Below are 16,301 nucleotides of genomic sequence, written 5' to 3' on the forward strand. Positions count from 1 at the left end.
TACATAAATCGTTGTGATTCTTGTTCCAAAGTAAATATAGTTGGATTTTAAGAGTGAATGCAGTGAGAGTGGTGGACAACGTAAAATACTAACGATAAAATTTTTAAAATTTGTTTCTTGTCACTTTTGGCAAAAGCAAGAATTACAGAATTTAGTTAGTGATCGCTTATGTAAAAAATAATCCGTATTCAGATTATTTTCGATAATAGACGTGGGAGTAGTTAGTCATAATGTCGAACAAATTTAAATTAGCGGTTGATAAATTTCGCTCTTTGCATGGTGCTGTCCGTTGGAGCACTTATTTTCTTACTGCGTATTTATTCTATGCCGCGATGTTAGGTTTGCTTGTTCCTTATATTGCAAAGCAACAAATCCCAGAACAACTTTCCGCATTAATAGAGCGTCCAGTCACGCTCACTGACATTACGTTTAACCCTTTTACTCTACAACTGGATGTTCAAGGCTTTGCGATTCTTGAAGACACAACGCCTTTTATTAGTCTAGAACACGCCAGTGTTCGTCTTAATTTTTGGCAATCTATTTTCAATGCGGCGATCTTTGTTGAGCACATCACCATTAATAAACCATTTGTGGATATTGAACGACTCAATAACCCTGATGAGCTTGTGTTTAATTTCAGCGATATTCTAACCACTATCGCGAAAAAAACGGCATCAGATCCTATCGTTGAAGAGCCAACCGATGAGGTTATTGATCGTCATGCGCTGTTGTTTCCTGTTCTAATAAAACACACTCGTATTACTCAGGCTAATGTCCAATTTTTGGATGGTGTTTCTGGTGCGAAGTTAGAATACCCAAACATTAATCTGGAAGTAGGGGCTTTTTCAACGCAAGGCTTGCTAACGGATGCTGTGCCTACAAACCATTATCAACTTCATATGACGGACGCTGATTCAGGAACCGTTGATGTGCAAGGCCAAGTTCAATTAACACCATTAGAAGTGGTGGGGAATCTTGATATTAAACAGATTCAATTGCCACGCTTATGGGGATTTATCGCTAAAGACATGGTGGCAAAATTGACGTCGGGTAAGGTGAGTCTGGCGTCAAATTATCATGTAGTTCAAACCATCGGTGAAACAGAGAATGACGATGTAATGGCCATCACGACAGACCGCGGGATGTTCTCACTTAATGATCTTAATTTTGATGCTGATGATAAATCGATTCTGTCATTGCCCGTCTTTTCAGTCAATGACATTAAAACGGATGTAAACCAACAGACGATTGATATTGCCTCTATTACTTCAAACGATCTTAATGTTGCCGTAAACGTAAATAAGAAAGGCGTCGATTTAATTCACTTATTTACACCAAAATCATTCTCTCAAGAATCAACTAAATCGCCAGAAAAAACAGAGGTTAAATCGCCTAAAGAGAGTGCTGTAGTCAATAGTGACAACGACGGTGTAACGGCGGAGTCGAAAGAGAAACCAACGCCTTGGTTGGTGACGCTCAATGGTATTGAGATTAAAAATTACCAACTAAACGCAGAAGAGAGTGTGGTGACAGGAAAGCCAACGAAATGGCAGTTGTCACCTATCAACCTGACCACAAGCCAAATTGTGAGTGATTTATCTAAGCCGATAGGGTTTGATTTATCTACTTCTGTGAATGGAAAAGGGGAGATTAATGTCTCTGGAACCGCAGATCCTAAACTGCAATCTGTGTTGGCAGATATTGATGTTAGTGCATTAAACTTAGCTCAATTTCAGCCTTATTTGGCAACGGCAGTCAATGCCACGTTAACCAACGGTGAGCTAAACACTCAAGCTAAACTGAATGCAGATGCGACAGGCAAAGCGATCGTAAAAGGAGGCATTCAAATAAAACGATTGTCTATCCGAGATAATCACCGTCGCAAACCTTTTTTGAAGTGGCGTTCATTGGCGGTTAATACGTTTACGTTTGACTTACAAAAATCAAAATTGGCTATCGATACGTTAAGTTTAAGCCAACCTTATGCTCGTGTTGTGATTAATGAAGATCGAAGTACGAACATCGGTGATTTAATACGTACACCGTCGACATCTAAAAAAGCGAAAACAAAATCATCGTCAAAAGGAAAGAAAGACAAACCATTTGCACTTAGCGTAAGAAAGATTGCGTTTAATAATGGTTCGGCGTTCTTTGCGGATAATTCATTAACGCCTAATTTCTCCTCTGGCATCGAACAGCTTAAAGGCAACATTGGTCATGTATCGAGTGTTCCGGGAACCAAAGCAACGGTTGATATCAGCGGGAACATTGAAAAATACGCCCCTGTAAAAGTGAAAGGGGAAATTAACCCATTACTAAAAGAACCATATTTGAATTTGGATGTGGTCTTTAAAAGTGTGGAGTTAACCACGGTTAATCCATATTCTGGCACGTATGCGGGGCATTACATTGATAAAGGCCAGTTAACGTTAGCGCTTAATTACCACTTAGAAAACAATCAATTAAAAGGTTCTAATCATGTCATTATTGATCAACTTCAATTAGGTCAAGCCAGTGACAGTGATACGGCAACATCATTGCCATTAGAGCTGGCGATCGCTTTATTGCAAGATAATGATGGTGTGATTGATTTGGGTGTTGAGGTATCTGGTGATGTGAATGATCCAGAGTTTAGCTTAGGTGCGGTTATCTGGAGCACGATTTCAAATATCATAACAAAAGCAGTAACGGCGCCATTTACGTTTATTGCGGGTTTAGCCGGATCGGATGAAGAATTGAATGTGATTGCGTTCGATTTTGGTGTGAATACATTAACGCCTGAAGAACAAGAAAAGCTGCAAACACTCGGTACGGCATTAGAAACTCGCCCTAAATTAAAATTGACGGTTGATGGTGCAGTGAATGCCCCTGAAGACAGTAAAGCGCTCGCTCTTGCACAATTTAATGAAAAACTGGCAGAGACAGCTCAAATCACAGAAGCTAAATTACCAGCGAATTTAAGCGCAAGTACAATGCCAACATCCGGCGTTTTATCCGATGCATTAAAGGCATTGTATGAAAAAGAATCAGGAAAAGATGCCGATGATGTGGAAGATAAAATTGAACAAGATCAGGAAAATAAAGGCGTTGAGTTAACAGATGAAGAGTTAGCGAAACGCTGGCATATAGCGTTGTATAATTTGGCGCTTAATAAGCAAGAAGTAGCGAAAGGCGAATTAGGTCAACTGGCTCAACAACGCGCACAAGCGGTGAAAGCATATTTAGTTGATGTCGTTAACATTGATGCGTCTCGTGTGTTTTTATTGGACAGTCGATTTGATATTGAACAAGACACAAGCAGTGTATTATTAACGTTAGAAGCGAAGTAACTGCTTACTTAATTGGTTAAATACGTTCTCGTAAAAATGGCGCATCATGAAAATGATACGCCATTTTTGTTTTTGTTGTTCGTCACTAGAATGGCATTGGGTACTTTCTAAAAAGTAAGCGTGCGGGGAACTACACCTTGTTTTTTACATTCCAAGGTAAAAGTGAATCGATATCTGGCGATCCAACACATAAACGATCTAGACAATACCTAATATAATCGTAAGGGATTAATCCGTTTGCCTTTGCTGTTTCTACAATGCTGTAAAGCATTGCACTTGAATCTGCACCAGCCGTTGAACCCGAAAATAACCAGTTTTTCCGGCCGATAACAAACGGTTTAACCGCTCGCTCTGCTCGATTGTTATCAATAGATAACAATCCATCATCAATATAACGAACTAATTTATCCCATTGATTTAATGTATAGCTAATCGCCTCACCTAATTTTGTTTTAGGTGATACTCGACTAACTGCGCTATCAAGCCAATCACGGAGCTCTTTAAGTAAATCGCGGGCTTCTGTCTGCCTAGCAACATACTTGGCTTCAGGGGAAGCCTCTTTTAATAACGATTCGATCCGGTATAGCTTTTGGATTTTACTCAATACCCAATCTGCACTCCCTGTTTTCCCTTTTACTTGAACACGTTGAGCCTCAATAAATCGTCGACGTGCGTGTGCCCAACAGCCAACTAAAATCGCTTCAGTTTGTTCATAACCTTGGTAACCATCGGTATGTAAATACCCGTTATAACCTTTTAAAAAGTTAACTGGATGGTAGCCATGCCTGCTAGATTGATAATCATAAAGTACAATTCCAGGCAAAACACCAGAGCCTGGAGAATCATAGCCAGAGCAGTAGACCCACATATAACATTTTGCTTTTTCAACATCCAACACATTTACCGTTGTTTCATCACAATGCAGAGTGGGTTGTTCAAGCAAAATACGATGTAACTCGTTATTAAGAGGGGTAAATAGTACCGAGCATTTTATTAACCAATCCGCCATCGTTCGCCGTCCAATAATGATACCCCATTGCTGAAATAACGTTTCTTGACGATAAAGTGGAAGACTGTATTGAAATTTAGCCGTAATAATTTGAGCAAGTAAACTTGCGGTCGCAATCCCTTTAGGGATTGGTGACGCTGGCATTGGGGCTTGTTTAATGTCTACTGAAGTATTGTTTTTTTCACAATTTCGGCAAGCATATTTAGGACGAACATGTTGAATAACTTCCACTTTAGCTGGTACAAATTCCAACTTTTCACTGATGTCTTTACCCATCGCATGCATCTCTAGACCGCAACACTTACAAGTTTTATCTTTTATGTCGTGGATAATAACAGTACGCGGTAAGTCTTCAGGTAAGCGTTGGCGTTTTGGCTTTTGACGAGTGTAGGTAATCGTTTGTGTGTCATCATTTTCAATGATGATTTCTTCTTCTGTTTCATTGAATAAATCAAATTGAGTCGAGTCAGATTCACTGCTTTTACCAAAGCGCTGATGTTGAGCCAGTCGAAATTGCTCTAGAAGACGGTTATATTTATTTTCAAGCTGAAGCACAAGTGCTTTCAGCTCGTCAATGGTATCAGGAAGTGGTTTTATTTTATCAGTCATGTAGATGACTATATAACGATAATACAGGTAATCAATCGGTTGCCTCCTATTCTTGACTGAGAATCAACTATTTAAAGGGTTGTTTGATAATGTACCGGTTGATGTCCTAAGATATCAAAACCTTGTAATAGCAGTGTCAGTTGCTGCTCTGATAATGCTAACGTATCGTTATTTATATTTCGTGGCCATTTGAAGCGGTCTTCATCTAATCGCTTGTACCATAAAGCGAATCCTGTTTTATCCCAATACAATATTTTGAGTTTATCACGAGGCTTATTGCAAAATATAAATAGAGCATCACTAAACGGTGATAGTTGCATTTCTTGCTCAACAATCACGACAAGGCCATTAATGGCCTTGCGAAAATCGACAAAATCACGATGAAGATAAATGGTGGAAACATCAGTAAATACATTCATGATTGATACCCTTTTAATAAGAGTCCTATCCAGTGAGGTTCAGTATTAGCTGGCAATGTTAATCTTTTGTTTCCATCGTGCTTTACGTGCACTAAATGTCTTTGGCAGAATATTATGGTTACGACAAAATTCAGCGGCACTAAGCTTGCTAGATTGCTGAGATTCAAATAGAGCGTGCCATTGCTCTGGTGTTCTCTTTTTATCTTTTTGCATAATTACGTTCTCGTTAAATGAAAGATCGTAAGATACGCATAATGAATTTTATTTGTTAGGTGTAGTTCCCCGCACGCTTACTCTTATCCCCCTAAGTGGTGGGCATGAAATTCAAATACCACTCAATTATGTCTCTTCAGTTGGTTTGCATGAATATTGTTTTCCTGCTGTTTTGTATGGAGATGAAGCGATTACGTTAGGCTTTGAGCAAGTATTGTTACGAGTCTTAGAGCAACCGGCATTGGTTGGTATTATTTCTAAAGAACAGAAAGCGATCTTTTTAGAGCGGGTGACAGAGAGTTATACAAATACGTACGTTGGGGTGAGCAGAAGCCCTTATGCGGAGAGGTTATTTTCTCAATCACTTAATTTTCAGCAAGCAGAGCAAGGTTTACTTATCGGCCATTCATTCCATCCTGCGCCTAAAAGCAGAGAGCAATTTACGGATGAGGATGCAAAAATCTATTCACCAGAGCTTGGTGGACAATTTCAACTGTGTTGGTTAGCGGTAAATCAATCCATTCTTATCTCTGGTTCATCTGGAGAACAAACCGCTCAAGAGCGATTAGATGAATTAGTCTTTCAAGATCGCGCGTTATTCATCGATCTTAGTTGTGCGCTGAAAAAAGAAGAAACCGTCTTTCCTGTTCATCCATGGCAGTGGAAGGTTTTGCAAGAGAGAGGGGATATTCAGGCGTATTTAAATGAAGGCTTAATTCGAGAGCTAGGCGCTTTTGGCTCGACGTGGTATCCAACCTCATCGACGCGTTCTCTTTATTCTCCGTCACTTCCTTATATGCTTAAGTTTTCACTCAGCGTTAAGCTGACAAATTCAATTCGTAATTTATCTCTTAAAGAAGTGGTTCGTGGAACACGGTTAAATCAGTTATTTAATGACACCGACATAAGTAAAGAATTAGGCAATAAGCAAGGCTTTCAAGTGATGCAAGAGCCAAGTTATTTAGGGTTAATGACTAAAGAAGGGCAAGTGATAGACGAGAGTCTTGTGGCGTTTCGTGAAAATCCATTAAGTGCTAAGCCTGAAGAAGAAGCGGTAGTGCTGGCAACGTTAACTCAGCAGAATCCTTATGGTGGTGAAAGCCTATTAGCAAAAAGAATAAAGCAATACGCTGAGTCGAGTAAATTAAACTTATCGTTAGTTGCTCAGGAATGGTTCAGTGCGTATTGCCAATATGCAGTGGTGCCTTTGTTTACTCTTCAGGCGAATTACGGCGTTGTCTTTTTGGCTCATCAGCAGAATATTGTTATGCAGTTAAAAAAAGGGTTTCCTATTGGAATGTATTATCGAGATTGCCAAGGAACAGGGTATACGGATCTTGCATTTGAACGCTTTCCTGAAGCCCTAAATCAAACAAAGCAAGATATTGAAAACTATTGGAATGATGAGAAAGTTCGACGTTATTTTGCGTATTATTTAGTTATAAACTCGACCTTTAATGTGATCGCATCCATCGCGGCTTATTGTGACGTGAGCGAAAAAACATTAATGAAGGAGCTTCGTAAACAATTAGAAATATTGAGAGATAAGGGGGTTAACGATCCCCAGTGTTTAGATTATGTTTTAGACAGCGATGCCTTGTGTTGTAAAGGAAATTTCTACTGTTATTTACAGAACATGAATGAGAATTCAATTCTTGATCCTGCTGTGATCTACTTCGATTTACCTAATCCATTAGTTCATGTAAAGGATGCTATGAATGTTTAATTATACGACGTTAATTCTGAATCTCGATCTTAAGCCGACAATGAGTTTTACCTTGTCGACACAAGATATTGAAGAGCAATCGGTTATTACTCAATGCCTTCAAGAAATTGATCATGTATTCAGTCATCATAAAATGATTGATGTACTCCATATTGCCTCTGATGTTCCTGATGCGTTAGCTCAGTATTTACCGGCTATCTATCAATGTCATTTATCACGCCAAGGATTTTATCAATACACAAAGCCTTGGCATTTACACACGGCATCAACGTTATTTCCATTGATGGAAGTACAGTCGTTGCCGCAATATCGCCATCATCCTTTACGTCCTGAAACGCCAAAAGGCAAAGTATATCAACGCTATGATCATGATGCGGAGGTTGAGATTAGCTTTAGAGTGTTTGATATTGAAAAAGACATGGATCGTCTCACAACGTGGATGAATGATCCTAGAGTTGCTCATTTCTGGGAGCAAGCGTGGAGTAAAGAAAAACTGACGGATTTTGCTCAAGAACGTCTTAATGATGATCATATTATGCCATTAATCGGTGAGTTTAACGGCAAACCTTTTGGTTATGTCGAAGCGTATTGGGTCAGTGAAGACAGATTAAGTCCGTATTTTGATGTGCAACCGTACGATCGTGGTATTCACCTTTTAGTCGGCGAACCGGAGTTTCGAGGTGCGCATTATTTTAACTGTTGGATGAGAGCGATCAGCCATTATCTGTTTATTGATGATGCGAGAACTCAACGAATCGTATTAGAGCCAAGAGCGGATAATCAACGCTTATTTACTCGTATTCAAGAGGTGGGTTACCGCAAGTGTTTTGAATTTAATTTCCCTCATAAACGTTCGGCATTAATGATGCTTGAACGAGACGCCTTTTTTACGGAGCAATGGTAATGGATCAAATAGCATTGCATTCTCATTGGTCAAGTGCAAACCGTAAAATGGTGGCGAAACTAATCAGTGAATTAGCCTACGAGCAGGCGTTTAAGATTGAAGAGAATCCTACTGATTTGTCATTAACACTGATCGAAAATATTCATTACCATTTTTCAGGTAAACGCAATATTTGGGGACAAGTGGTGATAGAACCGAGTTCATTAATTCGTAAAGATGAAAATGGGTTGGATTCTGATATTTTAGCGACGCAATTTATGCGTGACGTTCAGAGCTTGATTGGCATGAGCGACGATGCGTTAGCTGAGCATTTTGAAGATTTGAACGCGACTTTATTGGGTGATTGCAAATTGGCCTTACGTAAAGAAAATTGGTCAGCCAAAGAGCTGGCGTTTTTGTCTTGCGAACAACAACAGCTTTTCTTTGATGGGCACCCAAAATTTGCGTTTAATAAAGGTCGCCGAGGTTGGGGGAGTGATGATCTTGCTTTGTATGCGCCAGAAGCAGATCGATCATTTCAACTTAATTGGGTTGCAGTGCATCATTCTATTTTAGAGAAAGCGACAAGTGAAGACGTGGATTGGAAGCAGTTGGTTCTTTCTGCGGTAAGTGACAATGAATTGCATAATATGGAGGCGGTATTATCGTCTTTTAATCTTGATATCAGTGACTATACTTTTGTGCCTGTTCACCCTTGGCAGTGGCATCAGAAGTTGTCGATTCTTTTTGTTCGAGAAATGGCGGAGAAAACCCTTATTTATTTAGGTGAGTTTGGCGATGAGTTCTTGCCTCAGTTGTCTATTCGTACACTCAGCAACATGACAAGACCGAACAGTTATGACATTAAATTGCCCTTAACCATTATGAATACCTCATGTTATCGAGGTATTCCTGGGCGTTATATATTAGCAGGGCCGATTGCCTCAGATTGGCTTGATTCTGTATTCAAAACAGACCCGTTATTTGTCGAGAAAAATGCCGAAATACTGCAAGAGCCGGCGGCTGGATTTGTCGCTCAAGCCGATTATAAATCCTTAATCAATGCCCCTTATCGCTATCATGAATTATTAGGTGTGATATGGCGAGAGTCCGCACAATCTAAACTTGCGACAAGTGAAACGGCGATATTAATGGCAGCGCTCATGGAATCGGATGTTGATGGTGTTCCTCTTATTTCTGAATACATCGCCGCCTCAAGGCTTTCGACAGAAGCGTGGCTTAATAAGTTATTTGATGCCGTAGTCATCCCTTTTTATCATTTGCTTTGTAAATATGGGGTGTCGCTAATTGCTCACGGACAAAATGTGACGTTAGTAATGGAAGATTCACACCCTAAACGTATTTTGTTAAAGGATTTTCAAGGAGATATGCGTTTAGTTGACCGTGATATTGCAGAGCAAGAAACGCTCAATGAAATGGTTAAAAATGTGACCGTTAAATTGCCTGAAGAGTTGATTATTCATGACTTACAAACAGGGCATTTTGTTACCGTGTTGCGTTTTATTTCGCCGTTGGTTGAAAAGCTAGGGCTACCTGAAATGGATTTTTATCAGTTACTCGCATTACGTATAAAAGCGTATATGCAAACGAACCCTGAATAAGTAGTTAATGATAAGTTTTCGAGAATGAAGATTTCGCCTTTACCATATATCCATATATCCATATGGTATTAAAATGAGTATTTTAACGTCAGTGTCTATATCATAATGAAAGCAGTTAATCCTTTAACAGACAATGAAAAAATAACCCTAAAAGAAGCGATCGCTAATCATCCAAAAAATAGAGTAAGAATACGAGCACATGCGATTATTCTCAGTGATAAAGGCTACTCTATTTTAGCGTTAACTGATATTTTAGACGCTAAATTTGAGACCATATCGTCATGGATAGACCATTGGGAAGCCTGTGGAATGCTCGGATTGTATGACGCTGTTCGTATAGGTAGAAAACCTATTTACACAGAAGCAGAAGTATATCGTTTGAAGTCATTGGTTGATGAAGAGCCACATCAACTTAAACGAGCACAAGCAATACTTGAAGAAGAAACAGGTAAAAAATCCAGCTTAGACACTATTAAACGAAATATAAAAAAAGTGATTACAGTTACAAAAGAGCCCGACACTCATTAAAGTTAAAGCGTGACGATATGAAATTCAATAATTTCAGTAATATATTGAATTCATTGATTGAAATGGAACGTACGAATAAATGTGAACTCTTTTATTTTGATGAGTCAGGCTTTAGTCAGAAATCTAATCTTCCTTATTGTTGGGGACCTATCGGTGTTCAATCGCTAAGGCCTGCTCATTCACACAGCAAACGGCTCAATGTTCTTGGCTTCTTAAGTAGACAAGGTAAATTGAGTTTTCAAACAACGGAAGGAAGAGTAACTACCGATACAGTAATTGATGCATTTGAGCACTTTATCAACGCACGAAAAAACGATAAGCCATGCTTTATTATCTTAGATAATGCCTCTTTTCATAGGTCAGCAAAATTTAAACAAAAATTGCATGAGTGGTTGATGAATGATGTATTAGTTTGTTATCTACCACCGTACTCTCCAGAGCTCAATATCATTGAGATATTGTGGAAGAAAGTAAAATATGAATGGTTACCATGTGAAGCGTTCAAAACGTTTGAAGACCTCAGTATTAACATCAAAAACATATTAAATTATTACGGCGAAAAATTCACAATAACTTTTGCGTGACTACTTACCAAGACCGATTTGAACGGTTAGATCTGTTTAAACCAAGGATCTTACGTATCGGCCTTAATTTAGCCAAGTTTAAACACAGTACGGATTCTAGCGCTTCTCGTATGCTTCCAGATATGGACGATAAAGTCGATAACCCGTTATACCTGGCTATTAATCAATAACAATAATATTAAATGGAGAATAATAATATGAACGTCAAATTGGATTTGGCAGGTATAGGCGTTGGTCCTTTTAACCTGAGTGTTGCGTCGCTTTTAGAACCAAAAACACAAATTAAAGCGACGTTTTTTGAAAGCCGATCGTCGTTTGCGTGGCATCCGGGTTTATTACTGGATAACACCAATATGCAAACGATGTATCTAAAAGACTTAGTCAGTGCGGTTTATCCTGAAAGTCCGTATTCCTTTCTGTCTTACTTGGTTAAAAACAAAAAGTTTTATCGTTTTTTATCGGCAGAATTAGGTTGTATTAGTCGTCATGAATTTTCAGATTATTTATCTTGGGTTGCACAACAACTGAGTAATGTTCAGTTTTCTACGACGGTGGAAAATATTGAATTTAATGGGGATGCGTTTGAGATACAAACCACAAACGGAGCCTATGAAGCTAAGAATTTGTGTATAGGCACAGGCAAAGTTCCTTTTGTGCCTGAATGTGCTATTCCTCATATTGGGCCTAAGGTATTTCATGCCGCTGAAATGGGATTAAGAGATCGCGATTTTACCGGTAAGCGGGTCATGATTGTAGGCGGCGGTCAAAGTGGTGCGGATATATTTTTAAATGTGTTACGTGAAAAATGGGGAAAAGTATCGTCACTAGATTGGGTATCACGTCGTTCTAATTTTCAACCATTAGATGAAGCGTCATTCACCAATGAGTTCTTTACGCCTGATTATGTTAACGCCTTTGTGCAATTGAACCCGCAAGTGAAGCATTCTGAAATTACGGCTCAAAAATTAACATCCGATGGCATTACGCAATTGGCGTTACTCGATATTTATCGTGAGTTGTACCATCGTTTTGATGTGATGAAAGAAGACAAATGGGTGCGTTTATTGCCTCACCGTACGATGAATGAATTACAGCAAATCGCGTCTGGATTTTCATTAAATATACATAATGCCTTAAGCCAACAAGCCGAAGTTCATCAAGCCGATATTGTGATTTTAGCGACTGGGTTTAAATCGCCTTACCCTGCATGTTTGAATTCAATTCTTCCTTTATTAGAGTTAGATGATCAAGGTCGTTATCAATTGACTCCTGATTTTGAATTGAAATGGAAAGGCAGTAACACAAATAAAATATTTGCTGTGAATGCCGGTATGCACAGTCATGGTATTGCAGAGCCTCAACTCAGTTTAATGGCGTGGCGAAGTGCCAGTATTATTAATCGATTATCAGAAGAAGAGTTATACGACATTCGATCGGGTGAAGGAATGATTGAATGGCTTTCAGCATCGACTATTAATGATCTTGTTGAAGTGTAGCTGAGTCATTAAACCGAGTGTTTTTTTATCAAAAATAAATAGTTGAATACGGATTTTTATCATTCGTATTTATTTAAGTGCACTGTAAATATAAAAAAGAGAACAGAAATGAACGCTAAAAAAGGGAATTATCCGCTCACATTGGTTGCTATCGCAGTGGCATCAGCAACGACGTTTGTTACGTTATCGGCTCAAGCTGAGGACTATTCTTCAACAGAAGAAACCATGGTGGTGGTGTCGAGCCGTACACCAAAGGCGATCAGTGAAATTCCAGGAACGGTTTGGTTTGTGGATTCAGAGCAAATCGAACAGGAATACCGTGGCGGTAAAACATTAGGCGAGATCTTATCTGCGACCATTCCATCTTTGGATGTGAGCAGTGGCGCAAGAACGAATTATGGTCAAAATTTACGTGGCCGTGCGATGTTGGTGATGATTGATGGGGTATCGCTTCAATCCTCTCGTCCTATTAGCCGTCAATTGGATTCGATAGACCCATTTAATATCGAACGAATTGAGGTTCTTTCTGGTTCAACATCTATTTACGGTGCTGGGGCGACGGGAGGGGTCATTAATATTATTACCAAGAAAGCAGACAGTGATGAGTTGCAATTTGAAAGTTACGTTGGTGGCTCTTCAGGATTGAATGGGGGCGATGACTTTGATTATAAAGTTGCACAATCTGTTTCTGGAGGAAGTGACAATGTATCCGCTCGTGTTTCTGCTGTTTATACCGAAACTCAAGGTTATTTTGATGCAGATGGCGACATTATTACGCCTGATATATCCCAAGGTTCTCTGCAATATAACAAAACTATCGATTTGCAAAGTACGGTTGGTGTAACGATATCAGACACCAAGAACATTAACTTCTTAGCGCAATACTATGACAGCCAACAAGACTCTCCTTATGGTTTATATATTGTGAATGGTGATTTTGTTGATGTAAGAAAAGGGTTTGAATCTGATCGTCAGCACGGTACAGAACGGATCATGTTAAGTGCGGCTTATAATGATTCTGCGTTTTTGGGTCAGCAACTAATGGTAGAAGCGTCGTATCGTAAAGAAGATCAAACTTATACCCCGTATTACCAAGGTGCATCACAACAAACGACGGACGTATTCTCGTTAAAAACCGCTCTAGCCAAGTCGTTTGGTAAAGTGAACTTGGTTTATGGTGTAGATGCTTATATGGATAAGTTTGACAGTAATCAGGCCTTATTTGATCCAACAATCGCAAATAATTCGGGTAACTTAGTGAATAAAACGTACGCTGAAGTTGGTCGTTACCCCGGGGTTGAGGTTGGTTCTGTTGCTGGTTTTATTCAAGCGGATTTCAATATCACAGACGATTGGTCTATTGAGGGGGGTTACCGCTATCAACACATGAATAATAAAGTCGATGATTTTGTTGATTATAAAATTCAAAAGAAAATTGCAGCAGGTAAAGGATCATCGGCTGATGCGGTTCCGGGTGGAGAAACCAGTTATTCTGTGGGTTTATTTAATCTTGGTACCATTTATAAACTGACTTCTGATTCACAAGTATGGGCGAATTTCTCTCAAGGCTTCGATCTTGCTGATCCGGCAAAGTATTACGGTCAAGGCAGTTATGGCGCCGCAGATGCGAATGGGCATTATGCGCTTCAAGACAGTATTAACGTATCTGATTCTAAGATGTCAGGGATAAAAACCAACAGCTATGAAATTGGATTTAGAACTGAGCAAGATGCGTTGAGTTTCCAAACTGCCGCGTATTATTCTCAATCGGACAAGTCGGTTAAATACAATAAAAATACGTTATTAATTGAAGATGTCGATAATAAGAAACGCGTATACGGGGCAGAAGCGTTGGTGTCTTATTGGGTAATGGATAATCTTCAAGTGGGTGCGTCAGGTCATTATGTTATTTCTGAATTACAAACAGATGGTAAGTGGGATGATTTGAGCGCAGGTGAGGCAAGTACATCAAAAGCCAATTCGTGGATTGGTTGGTATGAATCAGATCTTGCTCTTAAAGTACAAAGCCAAACGATGTTTGATTATGAAGATGCAAAAGACAATAAATTGTCTGGCTACACGGTATTAGATTTAGTCGGCAGTTATGAGTTACCCGTGGGTAGTCTTGGATTTGGTATTCAAAACTTACTAAATAATGACTATACAACGGCATGGGGACAACGTGCTCAAATTTTATATTCTAGTCACTACGATGCAGCGGCTTATGATTATAAAGGCAGAGGACGTACTTATACGCTGAATTACCAAGTTAAATATTAATATTTAACGGTTATTAACGTTATACAAATATCAATAAGACTATTTCGGTGAAGTAGTCTTATTTTTTATTTAATAACTGCCTAGTGCATCCATACATTTATGTTAATAATTAGGTATGATTGAAAATAACCATTTTTATTTATAAAACATAGATATATTTAGAAAATTATCAATTAAAAAGGGAAGAAAATAATGGCATATGACACGTTAATAACCATTGGTGTACTGGTTTTTGTAGTTCTGGTATTAATCGCACTTGGTGTAAAAACCGTACCTCAAGGCCACAATTGGACAGTAGAGCGATTTGGTCGATACACGCAAACATTACAACCGGGCCTAAATTTAATCATCCCATTTATTGATAACGTTGGGCAACGAATCAATATGATGGAGCAAGTTCTTGATATTCCAGCTCAAGAAGTGATCTCAAAAGACAATGCAAACGTTACTATTGATGCGGTGTGTTTTGTTCAAGTCGTCGATGCAGCAAAAGCGGCTTATGAAGTGAGCGATTTGCAACACGCAATTCGTAATCTAACATTAACCAATATGCGTACTGTTCTAGGTTCGATGGAATTAGATGAAATGCTAAGCCAACGAGACATGATTAACGTGAAACTATTAGCCATTGTTGATGCAGCAACAAACCCTTGGGGTGTCAAAGTTACTCGTATCGAAATTAAAGATGTTCAGCCACCAGCGGATCTTACGGCGGCAATGAATGCACAAATGAAGGCCGAGCGTCATAAGCGTGCCGATGTACTAGAAGCTGAAGGTAAACGTCAAGCCGAGATTTTAAAAGCAGAAGGACACAAGCAAGGTGAGATCTTAAAAGCCGAAGGTGACAAACAAGCCGCTATTCTACAAGCCGAAGCGCGTGAGCGTGCAGCAGAAGCCGAAGCTAATGCAACAAGAATGGTATCAGAGGCAATTTCTCAAGGTGATATGCAAGCTGTGAATTACTTCATTGCTCAAGGATACACCGAGGCGCTAAAATCAATAGGGCAAGCTGAGAACAGTAAGATCATTATGCTGCCTTTAGAGGCGTCAGGTTTAATGGGCTCAATTGCGGGTATTGCTGAGATGTTTAAAGTGGACAAAGAGGGTCCTAAATAGGAGTTCATGATGGAATTTTTTGAACAAATGAATCATTGGCATTGGTTAACGTTAGGGTTATTACTGCTTGCTGGTGAGTTGCTAGGAACGGCGGGTTACTTTCTTTGGATTGGTTTATCTGCGGTAACGGTTGGTATTTTATATTCATTTATTCCAATGAGTTGGCAGTTACAATGGGTTAGTTTTTCTGTTTTTTCACTGTTTTCAACGTGGTTATGGTGGCGTTATCAACATAAAAAAGACATTAAATCGGACTCTACGCGGCAGTTGAATCAAAAAGACAAACAATTATTGGGACAAATAACACGTTTAGATGACGATGTGCTTGCCGGGAATTGTCGAATTAAGCTAGGCGATACGACATGGTCGGCAAAAAGTTTTGAAAATATTTCAAAGGGAACCATGGTTTGTGTCGTGTCTGTTGACGGTATTATTTTGACGATTGAACCCGTTAAAGACTGATTTAACAATGTTATAAATTAAGTGG

13 protein-coding genes are annotated in these 16,301 nt (G+C 39.2%); 10 read left to right on the top strand and 3 right to left on the bottom strand.

The features are described 5' to 3' along the window. Positions 1–230: 230 nt before the first annotated feature. Entirely contained in the window at positions 231–3,329 is a 3,099-nt protein-coding gene (locus VSAL_RS17510; protein ID WP_012551637.1) for a DUF748 domain-containing protein, read from the top strand. Positions 3,330–3,459: 130 nt separating this feature from the next. Here the strand turns inward: VSAL_RS17510 and VSAL_RS17515 are convergent, their stop codons facing one another. The 3 genes from VSAL_RS17515 to tnpA all read right to left on the bottom strand — a co-directional run bounded on the left by VSAL_RS17515 (position 3,460) and on the right by tnpA (position 5,579). Then, positions 3,460–4,947 (bottom strand): IS66-like element ISVsa2 family transposase, encoded by a 1,488-nt coding sequence (locus tag VSAL_RS17515; protein ID WP_012551638.1) that lies wholly within the window; start codon positions 4,945–4,947, stop codon positions 3,460–3,462. Between the two features lie 71 nt (positions 4,948–5,018). Continuing rightward, the gene (gene tnpB / locus VSAL_RS17520; protein ID WP_012548924.1) at positions 5,019–5,366 is read right to left on the bottom strand and encodes an IS66 family insertion sequence element accessory protein TnpB; all 348 of its coding nucleotides are present in this window, start codon (positions 5,364–5,366) and stop codon (positions 5,019–5,021) included. Between the two features lie 45 nt (positions 5,367–5,411). After that, positions 5,412–5,579 (bottom strand): IS66 family insertion sequence element accessory protein TnpA, encoded by a 168-nt coding sequence (gene tnpA / locus VSAL_RS22955; RefSeq protein WP_231850883.1) that lies wholly within the window; start codon positions 5,577–5,579, stop codon positions 5,412–5,414. A 52-nt stretch (positions 5,580–5,631) separates the two neighbouring features. Here tnpA and VSAL_RS17525 point away from each other — a divergent pair, with 52 nt between their 5' ends. From VSAL_RS17525 to VSAL_RS17565, 9 genes are all read left to right on the top strand, one after another. Then, positions 5,632–7,305 (top strand): IucA/IucC family protein, encoded by a 1,674-nt coding sequence (locus tag VSAL_RS17525; protein ID WP_231850961.1) that lies wholly within the window; start codon positions 5,632–5,634, stop codon positions 7,303–7,305. Next, positions 7,298–8,209 carry a GNAT family N-acetyltransferase gene (locus tag VSAL_RS17530; RefSeq protein ID WP_012551639.1) on the top strand — a complete coding sequence of 304 codons (912 nt, stop codon included), beginning with the start codon at positions 7,298–7,300 and terminating at the stop codon, positions 8,207–8,209. The genes VSAL_RS17525 and VSAL_RS17530 overlap by 8 nt, the downstream gene beginning before the upstream one ends. Next, positions 8,209–9,810, top strand: coding sequence for an IucA/IucC family protein (locus VSAL_RS17535; protein ID WP_044583633.1), 1,602 nt, complete (start codon positions 8,209–8,211; stop codon positions 9,808–9,810). Before VSAL_RS17530 ends, VSAL_RS17535 begins: the two co-directional genes overlap by 1 nt. A 105-nt stretch (positions 9,811–9,915) precedes the next feature. Continuing rightward, positions 9,916–10,922 (top strand): IS630-like element ISVsa8 family transposase gene (locus VSAL_RS22960; protein ID WP_085941784.1). Its coding sequence is split into 2 segments (ribosomal slippage): positions 9,916–10,294 and positions 10,294–10,922, totalling 1,008 coding nucleotides; the frame shifts between segments, so codons are not numbered across the junction. After that, complete coding sequence (locus VSAL_RS23965; protein ID WP_158306891.1) at positions 10,919–11,092, top strand: hypothetical protein; 174 nt, start codon at positions 10,919–10,921, stop codon at positions 11,090–11,092. Before VSAL_RS22960 ends, VSAL_RS23965 begins: the two co-directional genes overlap by 4 nt. Positions 11,093–11,104: 12 nt before the next feature. Next, a complete protein-coding gene (locus VSAL_RS17550) occupies positions 11,105–12,418 on the top strand; it encodes a lysine N(6)-hydroxylase/L-ornithine N(5)-oxygenase family protein (protein WP_012551640.1) in 1,314 nt (437 codons plus the stop codon). 108 nt (positions 12,419–12,526) lie between these two features. Further along, positions 12,527–14,698: a TonB-dependent receptor gene (locus VSAL_RS17555; protein ID WP_012551641.1), complete on the top strand. Its 2,172-nt coding sequence runs from the start codon at positions 12,527–12,529 to the stop codon at positions 14,696–14,698. Positions 14,699–14,890: 192 nt separating this feature from the next. Then, a complete protein-coding gene (locus tag VSAL_RS17560; RefSeq protein ID WP_012551642.1) occupies positions 14,891–15,814 on the top strand; it encodes an SPFH domain-containing protein in 924 nt (307 codons plus the stop codon). A 9-nt stretch (positions 15,815–15,823) separates the two neighbouring features. Then, positions 15,824–16,276, top strand: coding sequence for an NfeD family protein (locus VSAL_RS17565; protein WP_012551643.1), 453 nt, complete (start codon positions 15,824–15,826; stop codon positions 16,274–16,276). The last annotated feature ends 25 nt before the right edge of the window (positions 16,277–16,301 follow it).

It is taken from the genome of Aliivibrio salmonicida LFI1238, from assembly GCF_000196495.1.
Taxonomy (GTDB): domain Bacteria; phylum Pseudomonadota; class Gammaproteobacteria; order Enterobacterales; family Vibrionaceae; genus Aliivibrio; species Aliivibrio salmonicida.

Bases quoted from the DNA above. Each gene is read 5' to 3' on its own strand.
- tnpA (WP_231850883.1), bottom strand. From the start codon at position 5,579: ATGCAAAAAGATAAAAAGAGAACACCAGAGCAATGGCACGCTCTATTT.
- VSAL_RS17550 (WP_012551640.1), top strand. From the start codon at position 11,105: ATGGAGAATAATAATATGAACGTCAAATTGGATTTGGCAGGTATAGGC.
- VSAL_RS17555 (WP_012551641.1), top strand. From the start codon at position 12,527: ATGAACGCTAAAAAAGGGAATTATCCGCTCACATTGGTTGCTATCGCA.
- VSAL_RS17535 (WP_044583633.1), top strand. From the start codon at position 8,209: ATGGATCAAATAGCATTGCATTCTCATTGGTCAAGTGCAAACCGTAAA.
- VSAL_RS17515 (WP_012551638.1), bottom strand. From the start codon at position 4,947: ATGACTGATAAAATAAAACCACTTCCTGATACCATTGACGAGCTGAAA.
- VSAL_RS17560 (WP_012551642.1), top strand. From the start codon at position 14,891: ATGGCATATGACACGTTAATAACCATTGGTGTACTGGTTTTTGTAGTT.
- VSAL_RS17565 (WP_012551643.1), top strand. From the start codon at position 15,824: ATGGAATTTTTTGAACAAATGAATCATTGGCATTGGTTAACGTTAGGG.
- tnpB (WP_012548924.1), bottom strand. From the start codon at position 5,366: ATGAATGTATTTACTGATGTTTCCACCATTTATCTTCATCGTGATTTT.
- VSAL_RS17530 (WP_012551639.1), top strand. From the start codon at position 7,298: ATGTTTAATTATACGACGTTAATTCTGAATCTCGATCTTAAGCCGACA.
- VSAL_RS17510 (WP_012551637.1), top strand. From the start codon at position 231: ATGTCGAACAAATTTAAATTAGCGGTTGATAAATTTCGCTCTTTGCAT.